The organism is Pseudomonas sp. MF09156, assembly GCF_059862305.1.
The window spans coordinates 23,191-43,087 of the sequence record NZ_JCBCUR010000023.1 but is presented as its reverse complement, the minus strand read 5'-3'; the positions used below and the strand labels follow the sequence as shown (position 1 = coordinate 43,087).

18 protein-coding genes are annotated in these 19,897 nt (G+C 62.8%); 13 read left to right on the top strand and 5 right to left on the bottom strand.

Translation table 11 applies throughout. The features are described from left to right. Positions 1-54: 54 nt before the first annotated feature. On the top strand, positions 55-693 hold the full coding sequence (locus tag AC19YY_RS28260; protein WP_169956949.1) for a hypothetical protein: 639 nt from the start codon (positions 55-57) through the stop codon (positions 691-693). A gap of 57 nt (positions 694-750) precedes the next feature. Here the strand turns inward: AC19YY_RS28260 and AC19YY_RS28255 are convergent, their stop codons facing one another. Next, positions 751-1,293 carry a hypothetical protein gene (locus AC19YY_RS28255; protein WP_500605182.1) on the bottom strand — a complete coding sequence of 181 codons (543 nt, stop codon included), beginning with the start codon at positions 1,291-1,293 and terminating at the stop codon, positions 751-753. A 168-nt stretch (positions 1,294-1,461) separates the two neighbouring features. On the opposite strand from AC19YY_RS28255, the gene AC19YY_RS28250 reads away from it, so the two are divergent. After that, positions 1,462-1,791 (top strand): hypothetical protein, encoded by a 330-nt coding sequence (locus AC19YY_RS28250; RefSeq protein WP_169956951.1) that lies wholly within the window; start codon positions 1,462-1,464, stop codon positions 1,789-1,791. A gap of 462 nt (positions 1,792-2,253) precedes the next feature. Then, positions 2,254-2,502 (top strand): DUF1652 domain-containing protein, encoded by a 249-nt coding sequence (locus AC19YY_RS28245; protein WP_169956952.1) that lies wholly within the window; start codon positions 2,254-2,256, stop codon positions 2,500-2,502. Between the two features lie 3 nt (positions 2,503-2,505). On the opposite strand, the gene AC19YY_RS28240 is transcribed toward AC19YY_RS28245, so the two are convergent. After that, on the bottom strand, positions 2,506-2,868 hold the full coding sequence (locus tag AC19YY_RS28240; protein ID WP_169956953.1) for an NUDIX hydrolase: 363 nt from the start codon (positions 2,866-2,868) through the stop codon (positions 2,506-2,508). A gap of 141 nt (positions 2,869-3,009) precedes the next feature. Between AC19YY_RS28240 and AC19YY_RS28235 the strand changes: the two genes are divergently transcribed. From AC19YY_RS28235 to AC19YY_RS28200, 8 genes are all read left to right on the top strand, one after another. Beyond that, positions 3,010-3,978: a Gfo/Idh/MocA family protein gene (locus AC19YY_RS28235; protein WP_169956954.1), complete on the top strand. Its 969-nt coding sequence runs from the start codon at positions 3,010-3,012 to the stop codon at positions 3,976-3,978. Positions 3,979-4,057: 79 nt separating this feature from the next. Beyond that, complete coding sequence (lexA, locus tag AC19YY_RS28230; protein ID WP_169956955.1) at positions 4,058-4,675, top strand: transcriptional repressor LexA; 618 nt, start codon at positions 4,058-4,060, stop codon at positions 4,673-4,675. After that, positions 4,675-5,286, top strand: coding sequence for a translesion DNA synthesis-associated protein ImuA (gene imuA, locus AC19YY_RS28225; RefSeq protein WP_169956956.1), 612 nt, complete (start codon positions 4,675-4,677; stop codon positions 5,284-5,286). The genes lexA and imuA overlap by 1 nt, the downstream gene beginning before the upstream one ends. A gap of 7 nt (positions 5,287-5,293) precedes the next feature. Then, positions 5,294-6,709: a Y-family DNA polymerase gene (locus AC19YY_RS28220; RefSeq protein ID WP_500605181.1), complete on the top strand. Its 1,416-nt coding sequence runs from the start codon at positions 5,294-5,296 to the stop codon at positions 6,707-6,709. After that, positions 6,685-9,783: an error-prone DNA polymerase gene (locus AC19YY_RS28215; protein ID WP_500605180.1), complete on the top strand. Its 3,099-nt coding sequence runs from the start codon at positions 6,685-6,687 to the stop codon at positions 9,781-9,783. Before AC19YY_RS28220 ends, AC19YY_RS28215 begins: the two co-directional genes overlap by 25 nt. Positions 9,784-10,012: 229 nt before the next feature. Next, the gene (locus AC19YY_RS28210; protein WP_500605179.1) at positions 10,013-12,142 is read left to right on the top strand and encodes a hybrid sensor histidine kinase/response regulator; all 2,130 of its coding nucleotides are present in this window, start codon (positions 10,013-10,015) and stop codon (positions 12,140-12,142) included. Positions 12,143-12,199: 57 nt separating this feature from the next. Further along, entirely contained in the window at positions 12,200-14,734 is a 2,535-nt protein-coding gene (locus AC19YY_RS28205) for an excinuclease ABC subunit UvrA (protein ID WP_169956961.1), read from the top strand. A gap of 78 nt (positions 14,735-14,812) precedes the next feature. Next, entirely contained in the window at positions 14,813-15,052 is a 240-nt protein-coding gene (locus AC19YY_RS28200) for a DUF465 domain-containing protein (RefSeq protein ID WP_032857259.1), read from the top strand. 150 nt (positions 15,053-15,202) lie between these two features. Here AC19YY_RS28200 and hglS read toward each other — a convergent pair whose 3' ends face one another. The 3 genes from hglS to AC19YY_RS28185 all read right to left on the bottom strand — a co-directional run bounded on the left by hglS (position 15,203) and on the right by AC19YY_RS28185 (position 17,833). Continuing rightward, on the bottom strand, positions 15,203-16,573 hold the full coding sequence (hglS, locus tag AC19YY_RS28195) for a 2-oxoadipate dioxygenase/decarboxylase HglS (protein ID WP_169956962.1): 1,371 nt from the start codon (positions 16,571-16,573) through the stop codon (positions 15,203-15,205). Positions 16,574-16,752: 179 nt separating this feature from the next. Then, positions 16,753-17,067, bottom strand: coding sequence for an SCP2 sterol-binding domain-containing protein (locus AC19YY_RS28190; RefSeq protein WP_169956963.1), 315 nt, complete (start codon positions 17,065-17,067; stop codon positions 16,753-16,755). A 55-nt stretch (positions 17,068-17,122) separates the two neighbouring features. After that, on the bottom strand, positions 17,123-17,833 hold the full coding sequence (locus AC19YY_RS28185) for a histidine phosphatase family protein (RefSeq protein WP_169956964.1): 711 nt from the start codon (positions 17,831-17,833) through the stop codon (positions 17,123-17,125). Between the two features lie 193 nt (positions 17,834-18,026). On the opposite strand from AC19YY_RS28185, the gene sohB reads away from it, so the two are divergent. Both sohB and AC19YY_RS28175 read left to right on the top strand, forming a co-directional pair. Then, positions 18,027-19,049: a protease SohB gene (gene sohB / locus AC19YY_RS28180; RefSeq protein WP_170043213.1), complete on the top strand. Its 1,023-nt coding sequence runs from the start codon at positions 18,027-18,029 to the stop codon at positions 19,047-19,049. A 283-nt stretch (positions 19,050-19,332) separates the two neighbouring features. After that, positions 19,333-19,737 carry a hypothetical protein gene (locus tag AC19YY_RS28175; RefSeq protein WP_169956966.1) on the top strand — a complete coding sequence of 135 codons (405 nt, stop codon included), beginning with the start codon at positions 19,333-19,335 and terminating at the stop codon, positions 19,735-19,737. Positions 19,738-19,897: the final 160 nt, after the last annotated feature.

Below are 19,897 nucleotides of genomic sequence, written 5' to 3'. Positions count from 1 at the left end.
TCCGCCCCCAGCACCTCCGGCCATGGAGACGCTCCATCAACTAAGGAAGTCGTAATGCACATTGGAAAAATGCTGGGGTTGGCCCTGATGATGTTGGCAGTGAGTGGCTGCGCCAGCTTCACCAAGGACGAAGTCGCGCCAGTCACCCTGCCATCGAAGGCGAGCTTCGCCAACAAGCCGAACGTCTATGTCGACTTTGATTTCTATCAGGGCGAACCGACCAACGCTGCCGCTGCCGAAGTCCCCCAGGCGCGGGACATGCTGCGTCCGCAACTGCAAAAGATCCTCACCGATTCCGGCCTGTTCGGCCGCGTGACCCTGGATGAGTTCCAGAAGCAGCCGGGCGACTACAGCCTGCGCCTGAAGGTCTACAACCATCCGCCAGGTGGCGGTCAGATGGCATTGGCGTTTATCAGCGGCTTCACCTTCACCATTATCCCGGCGCTGGGTACCGACCAGTACACCATGAGCCTGGAGGCCCTGGACCCACAGGGCCAGGCGCTGAGCAAAGGCAGCAACCACGATGCGATCAACACCTGGTTGGGTATCTGGTTTATCCCGATGATGGCCTACACGCCAAAAGAAGCGGTGACCGATACCTTCACGCGCCAGGTCAATGCGCTGCTCAAACAGATGGTCGAGAGCAATAACCTGAAGTACTCGGCACTGGATGCCGGTGTGCCGCGGGCCTGATTTTGGCCGCAAAAAAAGGGAGCCGGCTGACCGGCTCCCTTTTTTTTACCCGGGTTTTTACTTCAGTGCCTGAATGAACAGCGGATCGCTGTACAAGGCCTTGAGCAAGTCACGCACCAGCGGGTTATAGGCATTCGCCGCATTCGGAATCGCAATGGGGCCGAAGAATGAACTGGACCATACGCTGGTCACTTCCTTGGTGGCGTCGTACACCACGGCGTCATCCTTGAGCAAGGTAAAGCGCGCGGCCAGTGTGCCGTGGCCGGAACCCACGCCAGCTGTCAGCTCGTTCTTCACCAGCAGTACGTCAAGGCGCCGCGGCGCGCTTTGATTCAGCAGGCCGGCCAGGGACAGTTCCTGGGTAAGCGCCGCCTGCACATGGGCCGGGATACTGCCGGTGGGCGAGCTGATCGGATTGGCCCGGACCATCAACGAACCCTGGCCCGAGGCGGCAGTAACCTTGGCCTGGCTGATGGGTTGCAGCGCTGGCGTCTGCTTGAGGCGCTGGACGTTGTCGAAATTGGGCTCGTATTGCGTCATGGTCACGCCGCAACCTTGCAGCAGTAAGACCAGTGGGGCCAACATAAGAAACTTCTTCACGGCATTTCCTTGCGTGAGGGGGGTAGGGGGGCGCGATTATGGTCAGCCGTTGGTAGGGCGGCAACCCGCGCGGGAAGGGGAGATCGCCAAGAAGGCATTTTGCTGGCCCCCATCTGCTGCATGTTTCGCCAAAATCACTTTTATTTTCAGGTGGTTAGGTGGATGCCAATGCGCAACGTAAAAATCACGCTGATTGCCTTGGCCCTGGCGAGCGGGGCGGCGGCAGCCCAGGGCAAGGCGCTGCGTGAAGGGGATCGGTACATGTGCAGTTGGGGCGCGGGTACGGCGGCCAGGGCCCAGGAGCTGAAGTTGGCTGGCGTTTCGTTGTATGCGGCGCGGCAGAAGATCCAGCGGTACAAGTTCGACAAGTCGTGGATGCGCATGATGGCCATGGGCATCACCGAGCAGACTTATGACAGCCCCTCGCGGCTCAAGCCGACGGCGGTGCGTTCGAGTTTTTATGAAGAGTGCGTGCGCTACAAACTGGCGCGTAGATAGACACGCTGCAGACTGGTTTATTAACCTGATAGTTATTAGGGTTTTAACCCGGCAAGTTTGGAAGTTGCACCAAAAAGTGGCACTAAAGATATCGCGAACCATGAAAAATGTGTGGTTATTGAATGACTTAGCGCTGTTTCAATCCGACGAAAGGCTAATAATAAACTTGTTACAGGTTGTCTCGGTGGTTATTATGACCGGGCGTTCACCTCCCACGGTTTATGCATTTTTAAATCCCAAGTTTCCATCAGCTACTTGGGATTTTTTTTGCCCGGGATTTGACCTTCATACCTGCTTGGCAGATAAGTGTCCGTGGTTTTTCTGGCGTCATTGCGCCGGCGCTTTCGGGGAAAAGTGTGGGGTAGCTAACACTTTCGTAGGATTGCCTACACGCGTTGCACAACCTGATCTACCCTGCATGGATCACGTCCATCGCGTCATGTGCGAGCAAGGGTGCCCAGGATGATTCCGATCGTTGAGTTGAGCCGCATCATGGCGTCCGGTTTCGTCCCGCTGGCGTGCGACTGTAGCGTCAACCCCCAGGGTTTCTTGACCATCCGTGTCTTTGAGCCGGAGTCCGGTCGCGTCGACCTGCTGTTGACCGGCGTGTCGCCCCAGGGCCTGGATAGCATCCGTGCCATCTCCAACCTGATCGGCGAGCTGCGCACCGAGCTCAAGGCCGGGCGCCGTGGGTTTGCGGCATTCGGCTAGGCGTCAGAGCCGGCGCAGAAACGAGCGCACAATGCGCTTGGTGGCGTCGGTGGCGTCCAGTTGCTCCAACGCACTGTAGGCATGCCACTGGCAATCGATGATTTCATTGCAGGGCCGGGCCTGGTCGATGTTCACCACCGAGGCTTCAAACACGTGATGCAGCGTGTCACTGGCTTTCAACTCCTGTAGATACAGCAACCCATCCACGTTCAGCCCGGTTTCCTCCTGCAACTCCCGCTCGGCCGCGCCGACCGGGCGCTCATCGCGCTCGACCTTGCCCCCGGGCAATGCCCATTTCGACCTGGCCTTGCGCACGAACAGAATGTGCCCCTCGTGTTCGCAAATCACCGTTGCGCGTATTTTCATCGTCTGTGCCCCCGCAGCTGGATGATTGTCATAAAAGTGTAATGCAATTGTCATGCTAGGTCTTTATAGGGGGAGGCTGGAGACCACGCAGGAAAACGCCGATACTGCCCGACTGAAAAAATACCGCTGAAGGAAAGTCTGATGAGCACCATTCGCTGGGGCATGATCGGTTGTGGCAGTGTTACTGAACTCAAGAGTGGACCCGCTTTCTACAAAGCGCCAGGCTCGGCCCTGGTGGCCGTGATGGGGCGTCGCGAGGAAGCGGTGCGCGATTATGCGGCACGCCACGGGATTGCCCGCTTTTACACGGATGCCCAGGCGCTGATCGATGACCCCGAAGTGGATGCGGTGTACATCGCCACACCACCCGACAGCCACCTGGAGTACAGCCTGTTGGTGGCAGCGGCGGGCAAGCATTGCTGTGTAGAAAAACCGATGTCGCTGAATGCCGAGCAGAGCGCGTTGATGCAGCGCACCTTCGAGCGGGCTGGGCTGCATCTGTTTGTTTCCTATTACCGCCGTTCCCTGCCGCGCTTCCAGCAGGTCCGTGCCTGGCTGCAAGAAGGGCGCATCGGTGAGTTGCGGCACCTGAGCTGGACGTTGTGCAAGCCGCCATCGCCCACGGACACCAACGCCAGCAACTGGCGCACCGACCCGGCGATTGCCGGCGGTGGTTATTTTGCCGACCTCGCCAGCCATGGTTTCGACCTGTTCCAGTACCTGGCGGGGGATATCGTCGAGGTCACGGGGTATACCGCGCGCCAGGCCGGGCGCTATGCGGCGGAAGATGCGGTCACCGCCTGCTGGAGCTTCAGCTCGGGCGCGCTGGGGATGGGCTGCTGGAACTTTGTGGCGGACCGGCGTGAAGACCGGGTCGAGTTGATCGGTAGCAAAGGGCGGATCAGCTTTGCAGTGTTCGACGAGCAGCCGTTGCACCTTGAGGCCGAGGTCAGCCAGACCCTGCATATTGCCCATCACCCCCATATCCAGTGGCATCACGTGCTGGGCATGAACGCGCATATCCGTGGCGAGAGCGTACACCCGGCACTGGCGATCGAGGCCTTGAAGACCGACCGCATCATGGATCGGGTGTTGCAGCGCAAGCCCTGACCCCGCCTACCCTTGTCGGAGCCGCCAAGGTGTTTGTCTGACTGGCGGCTATTGTCAGAAATTTCCCACAGGAGTACAAATGTACTCCATGACGACTCTCACTCCCCGCCGCTCCGCCATCCTGAACTTCATCCGCGAACGTATCGCGCAGCAAGGTCAGTCCCCCAGCCTCGCCGAGATCGCCGAGGCCTTCGGTTTTGCTTCGCGCAGTGTGGCGCGCAAACACGTGCTGGCGCTGACCGAGGCCGGGTTTATCGAGGTCAACCCGAACCAGGCCCGGGGTATTCGCCTGCTCAATCAACCGGCGCGCCCGCAATGGCTGGAGGTCCCGGTGCTGGGCCGCGTGGCCGCCGGCCTGCCCATCGGCGCCGACGCCGAAGTACATGCGCGGCTGATGCTGGACCCGGCGACCTTTGCCCGGGTCCCGGATTATCTGCTGCGGGTCCAGGGTGACTCGATGATCGAAGACGGCATCCTCGATGGCGACCTGGTGGGCGTGCGCCGCAGTGCCGAGGCGCTGAACGGGCAGATCGTGGTCGCGCGCCTGGACGGCGAGGTCACCATCAAGCGCTTCGAGCGGATGGGCCACAGCGTGCGCCTGTTGCCGCGCAACCCGGCCTATCAACCTATCGTGGTCCGTGCCGACCAGGACCTGGCCATCGAAGGCGTGTTCTGTGGCCTGGTGAGGCAAGGGTGATGGGCGCCGTGGTTGCACTGGACTCGCTGTTCAATGGCGGGCGGGTGTGGAAGGGGCGGCCGGCCGCGCCACCGGCCAGTGTGTATCCCACCGGGCTGGCGGCCCTGGATGCGGTGTTGCCCAGCGGTGGCTGGCCGGCGGCGGCCTTGAGTGAAATCCTCGTGGCCCAGCAGGGCGTGGGCGAGTTGCAACTGGTCTGGCCGACCCTGGCGCGGCTGTCGGCGGCCGGCGAGCGCATTGTGCTGGTGGCGCCGCCGTATACCCCATACCCCCACGCCTGGCAGAACGCCGGGGTGGACCTGCGCCAGCTCTCGGTGATCCAGGCCGATGAGCGCGATGCCTTGTGGGCGGCCGAGCAGTGCCTGCGCTCCGGCAGTTGCGGCGCGGTGCTGTGCTGGCCACGCAAGGCCGATGACCGGGCCTTGCGCCGCTTGCAGGTGGCCGCCGAGACCGGCCAGACCCTGGCGTTTGCCTGGCGGGCCATGGGCGAGGCGATCAACCCGTCACCGGCCGCCCTGCGCCTGGCCGTCGAGCCGAGCCAGGTGCGGGTGCTCAAGTGCCGCGGTGGCCTGGCCCATCCCGCACCCATTGCCCTGGCCAGCGGGCACTGAGGTTGATATGCGCTGGGTGTGTATTGTCTTCCCGCAATTGGCGTTGGACGGGGTCTTGCGTCGACGTCCCGAGCCCGAGCAACCCTTGGCGTTGTTGGCCGGCCCGCCGCAACGCCGGGTGCTGCAAACCGTCAATGGCGCCGCGCGTGCCTTGGGCCTGCGCCCCGGCCTATCCCTGACGGCGGCCCATGCCCTGACCAAGGCCTTTGCCTGCGTCGAATACGACCCGGTGGATATCGAGCGCTGCCAACAACTGCTCGCGGCCTGGGCCTACCGTTTCAGTTCCCAGGTCAGCGTGTTCTATCCACGGGCCTTGCTGTTTGAAATCGAATCGAGCCTGGGCCTGTTCGGGCCGTGGCCGCTGCTGGAAGCACGCTTGCGCGAGGAACTGAGCGACCTGGGCTTTCGCCACCGTATCGTCGCCGCCCCCAACCCGGCCGCCGCGCGGGTGTTGGCCAATGCCTACGATGGCCTGGCGGTGGCCGATGCCGAGGCGCTCCAGCAAGCCCTTGGGCCGATGCCGATCGATCGCGTCGGCATCGACCCGCAAGCCGCCACAGCCTTGTCGCGCATGGGCCTGCGGACCCTGACCCAGGTCCAGGCGTTGCCCCGGCATACCTTGGCCAGGCGCTTCGACGCCGGGTTGCTCAAGCACCTGGATGCCTTGACCGGGCTGCGGCCGCTGGGCCTGGATTTTTATCAGCCGCCGGATCGGTTTGACCTGCGCATCGAATTGAATTTCGATGTGCAGTCCCACCAGGCGTTGCTGTTTCCCTTGCGGCGCCTGACTGGCGACCTCGCCGCGTTCCTCTGTGGCCGCGACAGTGGCGTGCAGCGTTTTGCCCTGCACCTGGAGCATGCCGAGGCGCCAGACAGCGTGATCACGGTGGGCCTGCTGAGTGCCGAGCGCGAACCCTCGATGCTGTTTGAACTGGCCCGTGGCCGCCTGGAGCAGGTGCAAGTGGCCGCACCGGTGCGTGGCCTGCGCCTGCTGGCCGAGGATCTGCCGGTGTTTGTGCCACAGCGCCAGGATCTGTTCGATGAGCGCCCGCAGCAAACCCTGCCGTGGGTGCAATTGCGCGAACGTCTGCGGGCGCGCCTGGGGGATGAGGCGGTGCAGGGCCTGCGCTTTAATGCTGACCATCGCCCCGAGTGCGCCTGGCTGCCGGGCACCGACAGCCGCGCCTGCCCAGCCTTGAGCCCGGTGCAACGCCCTGGCTGGCTGCTCAACGAACCGACCTTGCTGGCCGAGCAGGGCATCCAGATCCTGCTGGGCCCGGAGCGTATCGAATCCGGTTGGTGGGATGGCGCCGATATCCGCCGCGATTACTACCTGGTGCGCACCCGCGCCGGGCAGCAAGGCTGGGCCTATCGCACCGTGGGCGACAGCGCCGGGTTGTGGCTGCAAGGCTGGTTTGCATGATGGAGGGCTACGCCGAACTGCATTGCCTGTCCAACTTCAGCTTCCAGCGTGGCGCGTCCAGTGCCCGCGAGTTGTTCGAGCGCGCCAAACAGCAGGGGTATCAGGCCCTGGCAATCACCGATGAATGCACCCTGGCCGGTATCGTGCGCGCCTGGCAGGCGGCCAAGGAGGTCGGGCTGGGGTTGATCGTCGGCAGTGAGGTGCGCCTGGAAAACGGCCCGAAACTGGTGTTGCTGGTGGAGAACCTGCAGGGCTATCAGCACCTGTGCCGGTTGATCACCCTGGCCCGGCGGCGTGCCGAAAAAGGCCAGTACCGCCTGTTGCGCGAAGACTTTGCCGACCCGCTGCCGGGGTTGCTGGTGCTGTGGCTGGCCGAGGAGGGCGATACGCCTGCCGACGGCCAGTGGCTGTGCGAGACCTTCAGCGGGCGGCTATGGCTGGCGGTAGAGCTGCATTGCGCCCAGGACGATGCCCGCCGCCTGGCGCAGCGCCTGCAACTGGCCGCCAGCCTGCACCTGCCGGCCGTGGCCTGTGGCGATGTGCATATGCATGTGCGCAGCCGGCGCGCCTTGCAAGACACCATGACCGCCATCCGCCACCACCTGCCGGTGGCGCAGGCCGGCCAGCGCCTGCACCCCAATGGCGAGCGGCACCTGCGCAGCCTGGAGGCCCTGCGCGCGCTGTACCCGGCGCACTTGCTCGCGGAGTCGCTGCACATTGCTAGCCGTTGCACTTTCGACCTGAGCCAGTTGCGCTATCAATACCCCAGGGAGTTGGTGCCGCAAGGGCAGAGCCCACAATCCTGGCTGCGTGCCTTGACCGAAGAGGGCATCGCCCATCGCTGGCCCGAGGGCGCGCCAGCCAAGACCCTGGAGCAGATCGATAATGAGCTGCAGTTGATCAGCGAACTGGGCTACGAAAGCTACTTTTTGACGGTGCACGACATCGTGCGCTTCGCCCGCAGCCGTTCGATCCTCTGCCAGGGCCGTGGCTCGGCGGCCAACTCGGCAGTGTGCTTTGCCCTGGGCATCACCGAGATCGACCCGGGGCGGATGAACATGCTGTTCGAACGCTTCCTGTCCCGCGAACGCAACGAGCCACCGGACATCGACGTGGACTTCGAGCACGAACGCCGCGAAGAGGTGCTGCAATACGTGTTCCAGCGCTATGGCCGGCGTCGCGCGGCCTTGACCGCGGTGGTCAGCAGCTACCACGGTGCCGGCGCAGTGCGGGATGTGGCCAAGGCCCTGGGCCTGCCACCGGATCAGGTCAACGCGCTGGCCGATTGCTGTGGGCGCTGGAGCGATGAAGCGCCGCCCCTGGAACGCTTGCGCGAGGGTGGCTTCGACCCGCACAGCCCGGTGTTGCGGCGGGTGTTGGGCCTGACCCAACAACTGATCGGCTTTCCGCGCCATCTGTCCCAGCACCCCGGCGGCTTCGTGATTTCCGAGCAGCCGCTGGACACGTTGGTGCCGGTGGAAAACGCCGCCATGGCCGAGCGCACCATCATCCAGTGGGACAAGGACGACCTGGACGCGGTGGGCCTGCTCAAGGTGGATATCCTCGCCCTCGGTATGCTCAGCGCGATCCGCCGCTGCTTCGACCTGCTGCGCCGCCATCGCCATCGCGACCTGACGCTGGCGACAGTGCCCGGGGAGGATCCGGCAACCTACGCAATGATCAGCCGCGCCGACACGATAGGCGTGTTCCAGATCGAGTCCCGGGCGCAAATGTCCATGCTGCCCCGGCTCAGGCCCGAGACGTTCTATGACCTGGTGATCGAGGTGGCCATCGTGCGCCCCGGGCCGATCCAGGGCGGCATGGTGCATCCATATCTGCGGCGGCGGAACAAGGAAGAGCCTACGACCTATCCGTCGCCCGAGCTGGAGGCGGTACTCAAGCGCACCCTGGGTATCCCGCTGTTCCAGGAGCAAGTGATGCAGATCGCCATTGTCGCGGCGCACTACACCCCTGGCGAAGCAGACCAGTTGCGCCGCTCGATGGCGGCCTGGAAGCGCCATGGCGGCCTGGAGCCCCATCGCCAGCGGCTGCGCACCGGCATGCTCAAAAACGGCTACAGCGAGGCCTTCGCCGCCCAGGTGTTCGAGCAGATCAAGGGCTTTGGCAGCTATGGTTTTCCGGAGTCCCACGCGGCCAGCTTCGCCTTGCTGACCTATGCCAGTTGCTGGCTCAAATGCCATGAGCCGGCGGCATTCGCCTGTGCCCTGATCAACAGCTGGCCCATGGGTTTCTATAGCCCGGACCAGATCCTGCAGGACGCACGCCGCCATCACTTGCAGATTCGCCCGGTGGACGTGACCGCCAGTGACTGGGATTGCAGCCTGGAACCCATCGACGGCGAGCAACCGGCGATTCGCATGGGGTTGCGCATGATCAGCGGCTTTCGCGAAGAAGAGGGCCGGCGTATCGAAAAAGCTCGCCAGGGCGCTAGGTTTGCGACTATCGCCGACCTGGGTGAACGCGCCCAACTGGACAGCCGGGCCCAGGAACTGCTGGCAGATGCCGGGGCCTTGCGCCAGTTGGCCGGGCACCGGCATCGGGCGCGCTGGGACGTGGCCGGGGTGGAAAAACAGCTGGGCTTGTTTGCCGGGGTGTCGAGCCCGCAGGAAGAGGCGGTGCAACTGCCGGCCCCCAGCGTCGGCGAAGACCTGTACGCCGACTATGCCAGCGTGGGCACCACCCTGGGGCCCCATCCCTTGGCGCTGCTGCGTGATCAACTGCGCGCACGGCGCTGTCGCAGTTCCCAGGAGCTACAGGCGGTGGAGCATGGGCGCAATGTCAGCGTTGCCGGCCTGGTCACCGGGCGCCAGCGACCGGGCACCGCCAGCGGCGTGACCTTCGTGACCCTGGAAGATGAGTTTGGCAACATCAACGTGGTGGTCTGGCGCGACCTGGCCGAGCGCCAGCGCCAGGTGCTGGTGGGCTCCCGGCTGCTCAAGGTGGATGGGCGCTGGGAAGCGGTAGGCGAAGTGCGCCATTTGATCGCTGGCCGCTTGAGCGACCTGACGCCGCTGTTGTCGGGGATCAGCGTGCGTAGCCGGGATTTCCGCTGAGGGGGGCAACCTTCCTGCGGCCATCGTGGTGTAACGGGCCGAGCCTGCGCGCGGAGCGCTATCCTCTGTGGGTGCAGGCTTGCCAGCAAGAACACCTAGGGCCCACGTCATGGTTAACGATCATCGCCGGCAAGCTTGCTCCTGCAATGGTTCGCAGATGCAGTGAAACCATCGCGTCCGGCTATGCTCCAACATTGGCGACTGTCCTCTCTCTGCACTGAGTTGATCCATGCAATTTTTATCCAATACCCATGGTTGTGACGGCTGGGGCGGTGAAATGGCCCAAAGGATTCGTGCCTTTGACTGGTCGACCACGGACCTGGGCTCGATTGACAGTTGGTCCACCAGCCTGACCTGCGCCGTGCAGATGCTCCTGGCTTCGCCGGTGCCGATGGTGATGCTCTGGGGGCGCGCCGGGTACATGATCTACAACGACAGTTACTCGGTGTTCGCCGGCGGGCGCCACCCGTTTCTGCTGGGCGTGCCGGTGGAGCAAGGCTGGCCGGAAGTGGCCGACTTCAACCGGCATGTCATGGACACCTGCCTGGCTGGCGGCACCTTGTCCTATCGCAACAAGGCCTTGATGCTGCTGCGCAATGGCAGCCCCGAAGACTTGTGGCTCGACCTCTATTACAGCCCGGTGGCCGGTGACGACCAGCAGCCGGCCGGGGTGCTGGCGATTGTCGTGGAAACCACCGCGCATGTGCTGTCCGAGCGTTTGCGCCAGGAAGCCGAGGGCGCTTACCGCGTGGCGGACGAGCGCTTGCAACTGGCGCTCAATGCCGGGGCGCTGCTGGGCTCCTTTGTCTGGGATGTGCTGCCGGATCGGCTGTCGGGCGACGAGCGTTTTGCCCGCACCCTGGGCCTGTCTATGGATGACGTGGAGCAGGGCCTGTCCATTGCCGTTGCCACCCAGATCATCCACCCCGATGACCTGGCGCGGGTCAACCGCCTGATTGCCCGCACCCTGGATACCGGCGGGTCGTATAACGTCGAGTTTCGCGTGCGGCGCCCTGACGCCAGCTATCTGTGGGTACTGGCCAGTGGGCGTTGCGAGTTGGATGCGGGCGGGCGGCCGCTGCGTTTTCCGGGGGTGATCATTGATATCCATGTGCGCAAGATTGCCGAAGAATCCCTGCTCAAGCTCACCCATAACCTGGAGCAGCGCGTCGCTGCCGAAGTCCAGGCGCGCTCGGCCGCCGAGGACCAGTTACGCCAGTCGCAAAAGCTCGAGGCCATTGGCGGGCTGACCGGGGGCGTGGCCCATGACTTCAATAATCTGCTGCAGGTGATTGCCGGCAACCTGCACTTGCTGGCCCGCCATGAACGGGACAATCCCCAGGTACAACGGCGCGTCGGTGCCGCCCTGGCGGCTGTCGAGCGCGGCGCCAAGCTGTCCTCGCAACTGTTGGCCTTTGCCCGGCGCCAGCCCCTGTCACCTGCGGTGTTCAACCCCCGGCGCATTTATGAAGGCCTGGGTGAATTGCTGCAGCGGGCCCTGGGAGAAACCATCCAGATCGATGTGCAATTACCGCAAGATCCATGGTGCATCCATGTCGATCGCAATCAGTTGGAAAACGCCGTGCTCAACCTGGCGATCAATGCCCGGGATGCCATGAAGGGCGAGGGGGTGATCCGCATCACCGGTGAAAACATCACCCTGTCACCCGAGGATGGCAGCCGCAACGGGATTGCCCCCGGTGAATATGTGCGCCTGTCGGTCAGTGACACCGGGGCGGGCATGCCGCCGGCGGTGCTGCGGCGGGTCTTCGAGCCATTCTTTACCACCAAGCCGGACGGTCACGGCACCGGCCTGGGCTTGAGCATGGTGTTTGGTTTCGTCAAGCAAAGCGGCGGGCACGTGCAGATCAGCAGCGAGCCAGGGCAGGGCACCGTGGTGCAGATGTACTTTCCCCACAGCCTTGAGCCGGAAAGCCAGGAGGCACCTGCCGCCGTGGCACTGCAAGAAGGCGGCCGGGAAACCATCCTGGTGGTGGAGGACAACGAAGGTGTACGCGGCGCGGCCGTGGAGTTGCTGCAACAGTCCGGCTACACAGTGCTCACCGCCGAGGATGGCGATGATGCGATGCTGATGCTGCGCACCGGCTTGCGGCCGGACCTGATCTTCACCGATGTGGTGATGCCGGGGCGAATCAAAAGCACCGACCTGGCCGAGTGGGCCAAGGCGCAACAGCCGCCGGTTGCGGTACTGTTCACCTCCGGGCATACCCGTAACATTCTTTCCAGCGACCACTTGCTGGGCAGCGAAATACATCTGCTGGGCAAACCCTACAGCCCCGAAGAGCTGACGCAACAGGTACGCTCGGTGCTGACCGCGCGGATAAACCACTGCGATTGAACGTTTGCCAAGGTGCCGGATCCACCACTGGACTTGCCGCCTCCTATAAGGTTGACCATGACTTCACAGCGCCACTTGCCGCCTGCCACCGATCTGCCTGCCGCGCGCCCCGGTTTTGTCCGGGTGCGGGGCGCCCGGGAACACAACCTGCGCAATGTCGATGTGGACATCCCACGGGATGCCCTGGTGGTGTTCACCGGGGTGTCTGGGTCGGGCAAGTCGTCCCTGGCGTTTTCCACGTTGTACGCCGAGGCGCAGCGGCGTTACTTCGAGTCGGTGGCGCCCTATGCCCGGCGCCTGATCGACCAGGTGGGCGTGCCGGATGTGGACTCGATCGAAGGCCTGCCGCCCGCCGTGGCCTTGCAACAGCAGCGGGGCACGCCGAGCACGCGCTCATCGGTGGGCAGCGTGACCACCTTGTCCAGCCTGATCCGCATGCTCTATTCCCGCGCTGGCAGCTACCCGCCGGGGCAGCCGATGCTGTACGCCGAAGATTTCTCGCCCAACCTGCCCCAGGGCGCCTGCCCGCAGTGCCACGGCCTGGGCCGCGTGTATGAGGTGACCGAGGCGCTGATGGTGCCCGATCCCTCGCTGACCATTCGCCAACGCGCCGTCGCCTCCTGGCCGCTGGCCTGGCAAGGACAAAACCTGCGGGACATCCTCGTGACCCTGGGCTATGACGTCGATGTCCCCTGGCGCGAGCTACCAAAAAAACAGCGTGACTGGATCCTCTTCACCGAGGACACGCCCACGGTGCCGGTGTATGCCGGCTTGACCCCGGCGCAAACCCGCGACGCCCTCAAGCGCAAACTCGAACCCAGTTACCAGGGCACCTTCAGCGGCGCCCGGCGCTACATCCTGCACACCTTCACCCACACCCAGAGTGCGCTGATGAAAAAGCGTGTCGCGCAGTTCATGCAAGGCAGCCCGTGCCCCTTGTGCGAGGGCAAGCGCCTGACCAAGGCTGCGCTGTCGGTGACATTCGCCGGAGTGGATATTGGCGAGTTGTCGCAGCTGTCGTTGTTGCAACTGGCACAGCTTTTACGCCCGGTGGCCGAGGGCAAGGGGCGGGTAAAACTCTCGGTGGAAAAACGCCTGGCCGCCCAACGCATCGCCCAGGATTTGCTGGAGCGGGTCAGCACCCTGACCGACCTGGGCCTGGGCTATCTGTCGCTGGAGCGCAGCACGCCGACCCTGTCCTCTGGCGAGTTGCAGCGCCTGCGCCTGGCGACGCAATTGGGCTCGCAGTTGTTCGGCGTGATCTACGTGCTGGATGAACCGTCGGCGGGCTTGCACCCGGCCGATGGCGAAGCCTTGTTCACTGCCTTGGAACGCCTGAAAGCCGCCGGCAACTCGCTGTTTGTGGTGGAGCACGACCTGGAAACCATGCGCCGGGCCGACTGGCTGATCGATGTCGGCCCGGCAGCCGGCGAGCAAGGCGGCCAGGTGCTGTACAGCGGCCCACCGGCGGGCCTGGCACAGATTGAAGCCTCACAGACCCGCGAGTACCTGTTTGCCGAGCCGCGCCCGTTGAACACCTCGCACCGTGCGCCGAGTGGCTGGCTCAGCCTGGAAGGGGTCAGCCGCAATAATCTCGACGGGGTGAGCGTGGACTTCCCCCTGGGCTGTTTTACCGCGGTGACGGGGATTTCCGGCTCGGGTAAATCCAGCCTGGTCAGCCAGGCCCTGTTGGACCTGGTGGGGGAGGGCCTGGGGCGGGTGGTGGTCAGCGACGACGAGCCCGATCTGGAAGACGCACCGCAAACCAGCGGCGGGCGCATCCGCGCGGGCCTGGAGCAGATCCGCCGCCTGGTGCAGGTGGACCAGAAGCCGATCGGCCGCACCCCGCGCTCCAACCTTGCGACCTATACCGGCCTGTTCGATAACGTGCGCAAGCTATTCGCCGCCACCCCGGCGGCGAAAAAACACCACTACGATGCCGGGCAGTTCTCCTTCAACGTCGCCAAGGGCCGCTGCCCGAACTGCGAGGGCGAGGGTTTTGTCAGCGTCGAATTGCTGTTTATGCCCAGCGTCTACGCACCATGCCCCATCTGCCACGGCGCGCGCTACAACCCCCAGACCCTGGCGATTACCTGGCAGGGCCTGAACATCGCCCAGGTGCTGGGCTTGACCGTCGAGCAGGCGGTGGACGTTTTCGCCGAACAACCGGGCGTACTGCGTGCGTTGCTAGTCCTGCGCGACATCGGCCTGGGTTACCTGCGCCTGGGCCAGCCGGCCACCGAGCTGTCCGGCGGCGAGGCCCAGCGGATCAAGCTGGCCACCGAGCTGCAACGCACCGCGCGGGGCGCGACCTTGTATGTGCTCGACGAGCCGACCACCGGCCTGCACCCTCGTGACGTCGACCGCCTGCTACTGCAACTCAACCACCTGGTGGACGCCGGTCACACGGTGATCGTGGTCGAACACGAAATGCGCGTGGTGGCCCAGAGCGACTGGGTCATCGACATCGGCCCAGGCGCCGGCGACCGTGGCGGTAAAGTCGTCGCCAGCGGCACGCCCCAACACCTCGCCCAGAACAAAACCAGCCGCACCGCCCCGTTCCTCGCACGGGAACTGGGCCAGGGGAATTGACCTTGGGCATGACAAGAGGCCCATGGATGGGCTAGCTTCAAGGTGTACCAGTCATTGATTAACTTGCGGAGGTACTTCATGCCAGTGAAACATGATCTTTATCAGGATTTGGGGTTGAGCAAGGAAGACGTTCAGCAGCGTCGGGCAAGCCACCATCGGTTAGATGTATTGCTCACCCAGTATGACGTCGCCGACAAGGAGGTGCTGGAAGCAGAATCCGCAAGTGCCAATGACGATGATGTAGAGAACCTGAAAAAGAAACGCCTGTTGATCAAAGATAAAATCGTCGAACAACTGGAACAGACCAAGGGGCACTAGCCAACGTTGGGAGCGGGGGTGTCCATATTTGTTCAGAATTGACCGAAGGACAGCAGCCCCTCCACTGCCTATTATCCCAACCGTTCGCCCGACCCTGGGGCACGTTGACTGCGCATGGAATGCGTTGTGGTGTCGGGCGAACTCTCTTTTCTAGGTGCGTAGCGCCTGTAGGCAAGCGTCGATCGAGCGCTGCTGGGTGTCTGCATACAGTTGCAATTCATCAAGGGTCCGGCGGCCCAGGGCCTGTTCAAATTCGGCCTGGTTGGCGTTGGCCGTGTAGTGACTCTGCGCCGCATCGCCCAGGTTCGACTGGAAAATCCCCGCCGCGCTGACCGGCAGAAAATCCTCGTACACCAATGGTTCGATTGCCACGCAGCCGGCCGCAAGCAGTGCGTCCAGATTGGGTTGCGGGCTCTTGTCGGCTGCGCGGCCCGTGTCGGTCACGAAGTAGCGAAAGAACGCCAACCCTTGTTCGCGCATGGCCCGGTGATTATCCGGGAAGGCCTGGAAATGCTGCGCCATCAGTTCGGTGTAGCGCTGGGCGTTGGCTTCGTTGGGGAAGGCGCCCAGTTCATCCCGCGCGGCGTTGAGCAATTGGTCGTAGAGTGCCCGGCCTTTGGGTGTCAGGGCCACGCCACGCTGTTCGATTTCACCAAACCTGGCGCTGTGGCTGCCCTTGGCATCGGTAAAGGCGATGGCTTCGTCGAGGGCCTTGAAGCTGGTCTGGCGTAGCAGGATCGGGCATTGGCGGCGGGGCGGGCCTTCGATCACGGCTTTGGGGGTGATGCCTTTGCCGGGCATGTCGGCTTGTACGCGGTCGATGTCCAGGGTCCGTGGGGTCAGGTGATTGATGTGCGGGCCCTTGAAGGCCACCACATCGGCAATCAGCCGGTGCTGGTCGCTGAGTTGCTGGTACTGGGCTGCGCTGACCGTGGCGGTGTGGTGCCAGCGAAAGGTTTCCAGGGCTTGTTGGACAAAGGCCTGGGCATCGCTGGCATTCAGGCCGCCGTCGGTTTCAGCTTGCTCTATCAGCGCCAGGGCTCGTGGGGTGAAGATCGAGCGCTTGGCCAGGGCGGCTTCGGCAAAGGCTCGCAGTTCAAGGTTTTCGATCAGTTCCAAGCGCAGCAGCGAGGTAAAGACCCGGAACGGGCTGGCCTGCAAGGCGCTTTCATGCACCGCGCGAAAGGCGGTGGAATGCACCGGCACGCCGGCCGGGGTGAGGTCGTAGTAGCCCACCGGTTGCATGCCCATCACCGCAAACAGGCGGCGGATGGTTGCCAGCTCATAGGCGCTGCCCAGGCGGATGGCGCCGTGGCGCTCCATGTCCAGGCGTTGGATTTCACCGGTGCGCTGCAGTTGCTGCGCCAGGTCGGTATCGCTGGCCAGTACCCGGGCATTGGTTTGGGCCACCAACTCCAGCAGCGCGCCATACAGCGGTACTTCCTCGCGGTACATGTCGGACATGGCCCTGGAGAAGTCTTTGCGGATGTCGTCGGGGCTGATATGGCGAGGGGTAGGCATAGAAAAATTCCTGGCTGCGATAACGGTGGTATGGGCCGTGAGCCAGATTTTGTTGGGCGGTGCCCTTGGGTGCAAACGAAGATTCCTCTGGACTTCATTCTGCAAATGAATGAGCGCCACAGGCATAAACAAAAATCCCGCCTGGGTAGGCGGGATTGGTCAACCCAGGTTGCCCTGGATCAGCCTGGGAACAATTCGCTCAGCTTCATTGCCAGCATCATGTCGCCTTCGGCGCGCAGCTTGCCGCCCATGAAGGCCTGCATGCCATCGGTTTCGCCGCTGACGATACCTTTCATGGTTTCAGCATCCATCACCAGAGTCACCTGGGCGTCAGGGTTCTCGCCTTCTTGCAATTCGCAAGTGCTGTCCTTGACGATCAGCGAGAAGTTCTGGGTGTCGTCGATACGGAAACCGAACACCAGGTCCAGGCCGGCAGCAGCGCTTGGGTTGAATTTGGCTTTCATTGCTTCTACGGCTTTAGCTACGTCAGTCATGGTTCGATCCTTTTATGGGTGGTGCCAGTGACCTTGGGGTCACGGTTGGCCGCAGTCATCGGAAAGTGATGAGCTGCGGCGCCTTCAACAGTTGCAAGTGGGTATGGCTGTTGAAGGAAGCCAGTGCCACTTCGCGACCACGGAACTTCAAGTGGTTGAGCGAAGTGTTGACAATCTGCCAGTTCAGCTCGAAAGCCTGGGTGGCAGGTATGCGGGTAATCAGGTGGAGCAGGGCGGTGATGGTGCCGCCAGAGGTAAATACCGCAATCTTGTGGGAATTGTCGGCAGTCTCGAGCAGGCGCTGCAGGCCACCCTGGACGCGCTCGACAAAGCCCAGCCAGCTTTCCAGGCCGGGCGTGTCATAGGTACCGCTCAGCCAGCGCTCGATGATCAGGGCGAAGATGCGCTGGAACTCGCCACGGTTGTGTGGGGCGTTGCGCAGGATTTCCAGGGCTTCGGGCTCGCTGTCGAGCAGGTCTGGGAGCAGGGCGCGGATGATCGCGTCGGCGTCGAATTCGTTGAAGGCGCTGTCGATTTCCAGGGGCGGCACCGGCAAGCCTTGGGCGCCGATGGCTTCGAACGCGGCGTTGGCCGTGTGCTGCTGGCGGCGCAGGTCGCCCGATACGCAGCGGTCGAACGTCAGGCCCAGGTCCGCCAGGTGGCTGCCCAGTACCTGGGCCTGCTGCACACCGACGGGCGACAGGACGTCATAGTCGTCTGCACCGAAGGAGGCCTGGCCATGTCGAATCAAATAGATGCTGCCCACGTCCGTTCACCCGGTACGTTGAAAGTCTGGCGAGGTTATGAGGATGCCGGGAAGCTGTCAATGAAAAAACATACGCTTGTTTTAAAAGCTCGTTAGAGGCCCGCTTCAAGGGGTTTCAGCTCTGGCTCACCGGCAGTCCCATCGGTATGCTGGGGCAATCCGCGCCTGGCGCACCGTTTCTGTAAGGAGTCCCATGGAGTTTTTGGCTGAGTATGCAAGTTTTCTGGCTAAAACCGTTACGTTGGTCGTCGCCATTCTGGTGGTGCTGATCAGTTTTGCGGCGTTGCGCAGCAAGGGCCGGCGCAAGAATGCCGGGCAGTTGCAGGTCAGCAAACTCAATGATTTCTACAAAGGCCTGCGCGAGCGCCTGGAGCAGACCTTGCTCGACAAGGATCAGCTCAAGGCCCTGCGCAAGTCCCAGGGCAAGGCCGAGAAAAAACAGAAGAAAACCCCCGAGGCCAAACCACGGGTGTTTGTCCTGGATTTTGACGGGGACATCAAGGCCTCAGCCACCGAGAGCCTGCGCCATGAAATCACCGCGTTGCTGAGCCTGGCCACACCCAAGGACGAAGTGGTGCTGCGCCTGGAAAGCGGCGGTGGCATGGTCCACAGCTATGGCCTGGCGTCCTCGCAATTGGCGCGGATCCGCGAGGCGGGCGTGCCCTTGACGGTGTGCATCGACAAGGTCGCGGCCAGCGGCGGCTACATGATGGCGTGCATCGGCGAGAAGATCATCAGCGCGCCGTTTGCCATCCTCGGCTCGATTGGCGTGGTGGCCCAGTTGCCCAACGTCAACCGCCTGCTGAAAAAGCACGATATCGACTTTGAAGTACTCACCGCTGGCGAGTACAAGCGCACCCTGACGGTGTTTGGCGAAAACACCGAGAAGGGCCGGGAGAAGTTCCAGGAAGACCTGGACATCACCCATCAACTGTTCAAGAACTTCGTGTCGCGCTACCGCCCGCAACTGGCCATTGACGAAGTGGCTACCGGCGAAGTCTGGCTGGGCGTCGCGGCGCTGGACAAGCAACTGGTGGACGCCTTGCAGACCAGTGACGAATACCTGGCCACCAGGGCCAAGACCGCCGAACTGTTCCACCTGCACTATGCCGAGCGCAAAAGCCTGCAAGAGCGGGTGGGCCTGGCGGCCAGCGGCTCGGTAGACCGGGTACTGCTGACCTGGTGGAGCCGCCTGACCCAACAGCGCTTCTGGTAACCCCCGCCTTGTAGTCGGCTTGCAGACCATGACGATCTTCAGATCGCTATTGCCCGCAAGCTGGCTCATATATCGCTGCGATGCAGGCTATACACGTTGTTGTCGTCCGGGGCGCCCTGGCAGCGTAGGGGATTACACAGTGCATCTTAGGTAGTAATCCCCTTTACCCAAGTCCATTCTCTTTGGTGTTGCGCGACCTGCTTACATTGGACACTGGTATTGCTGGCTGTAATTCTTGGGCTCTACCCCAAAGGGGTTATTCTCAAGGATAAGGAATCGCCTGATGCTCGGTTACTATGCGCACTACAGCCAGTATTACATCACCACGCTGATGCTCTTCACCACCCTGTTTTTTGCCTTGCCGATCTTTATCGCGCCGATTGCCTGGGCCCGGGCGATGCGCTGGACGATTCCCGAGCATCAGCATCTGGCCATTTATTTTGGGCGCTGCCTGGGGGCGTTTATCCTGGTGGTAGAAGTGGCGATGTTGCGCTCGGCAACTACGGGCACCAGCTTTAGTTATGCGTTCGATATGCTGTTCGTAGTTTTCTCATTGATGTTTGTGGTGCATGTGTACGGGGCTTTGAAGCGTATCCAGCCTATTACTGAAACCCTGGAGATCGGCTTCTGGATGATTCTGTTTGTGCTCAATATGCTCTTCTATCCAGCCCAATCAATTACTTTCTAATCAGCACCTGCGCTATAGCCATCGGCCGCGATTATCAGCACTGAGCATTGTCCGCAGTCCCCTGAATATGATCGTGACGTTGGCTTGATTCTACGCCAGCGCTAAATAGCGATCGTGCCATTTGTGCGGGGGCAGGGCACGAGGATGGAGCATCGTTGAT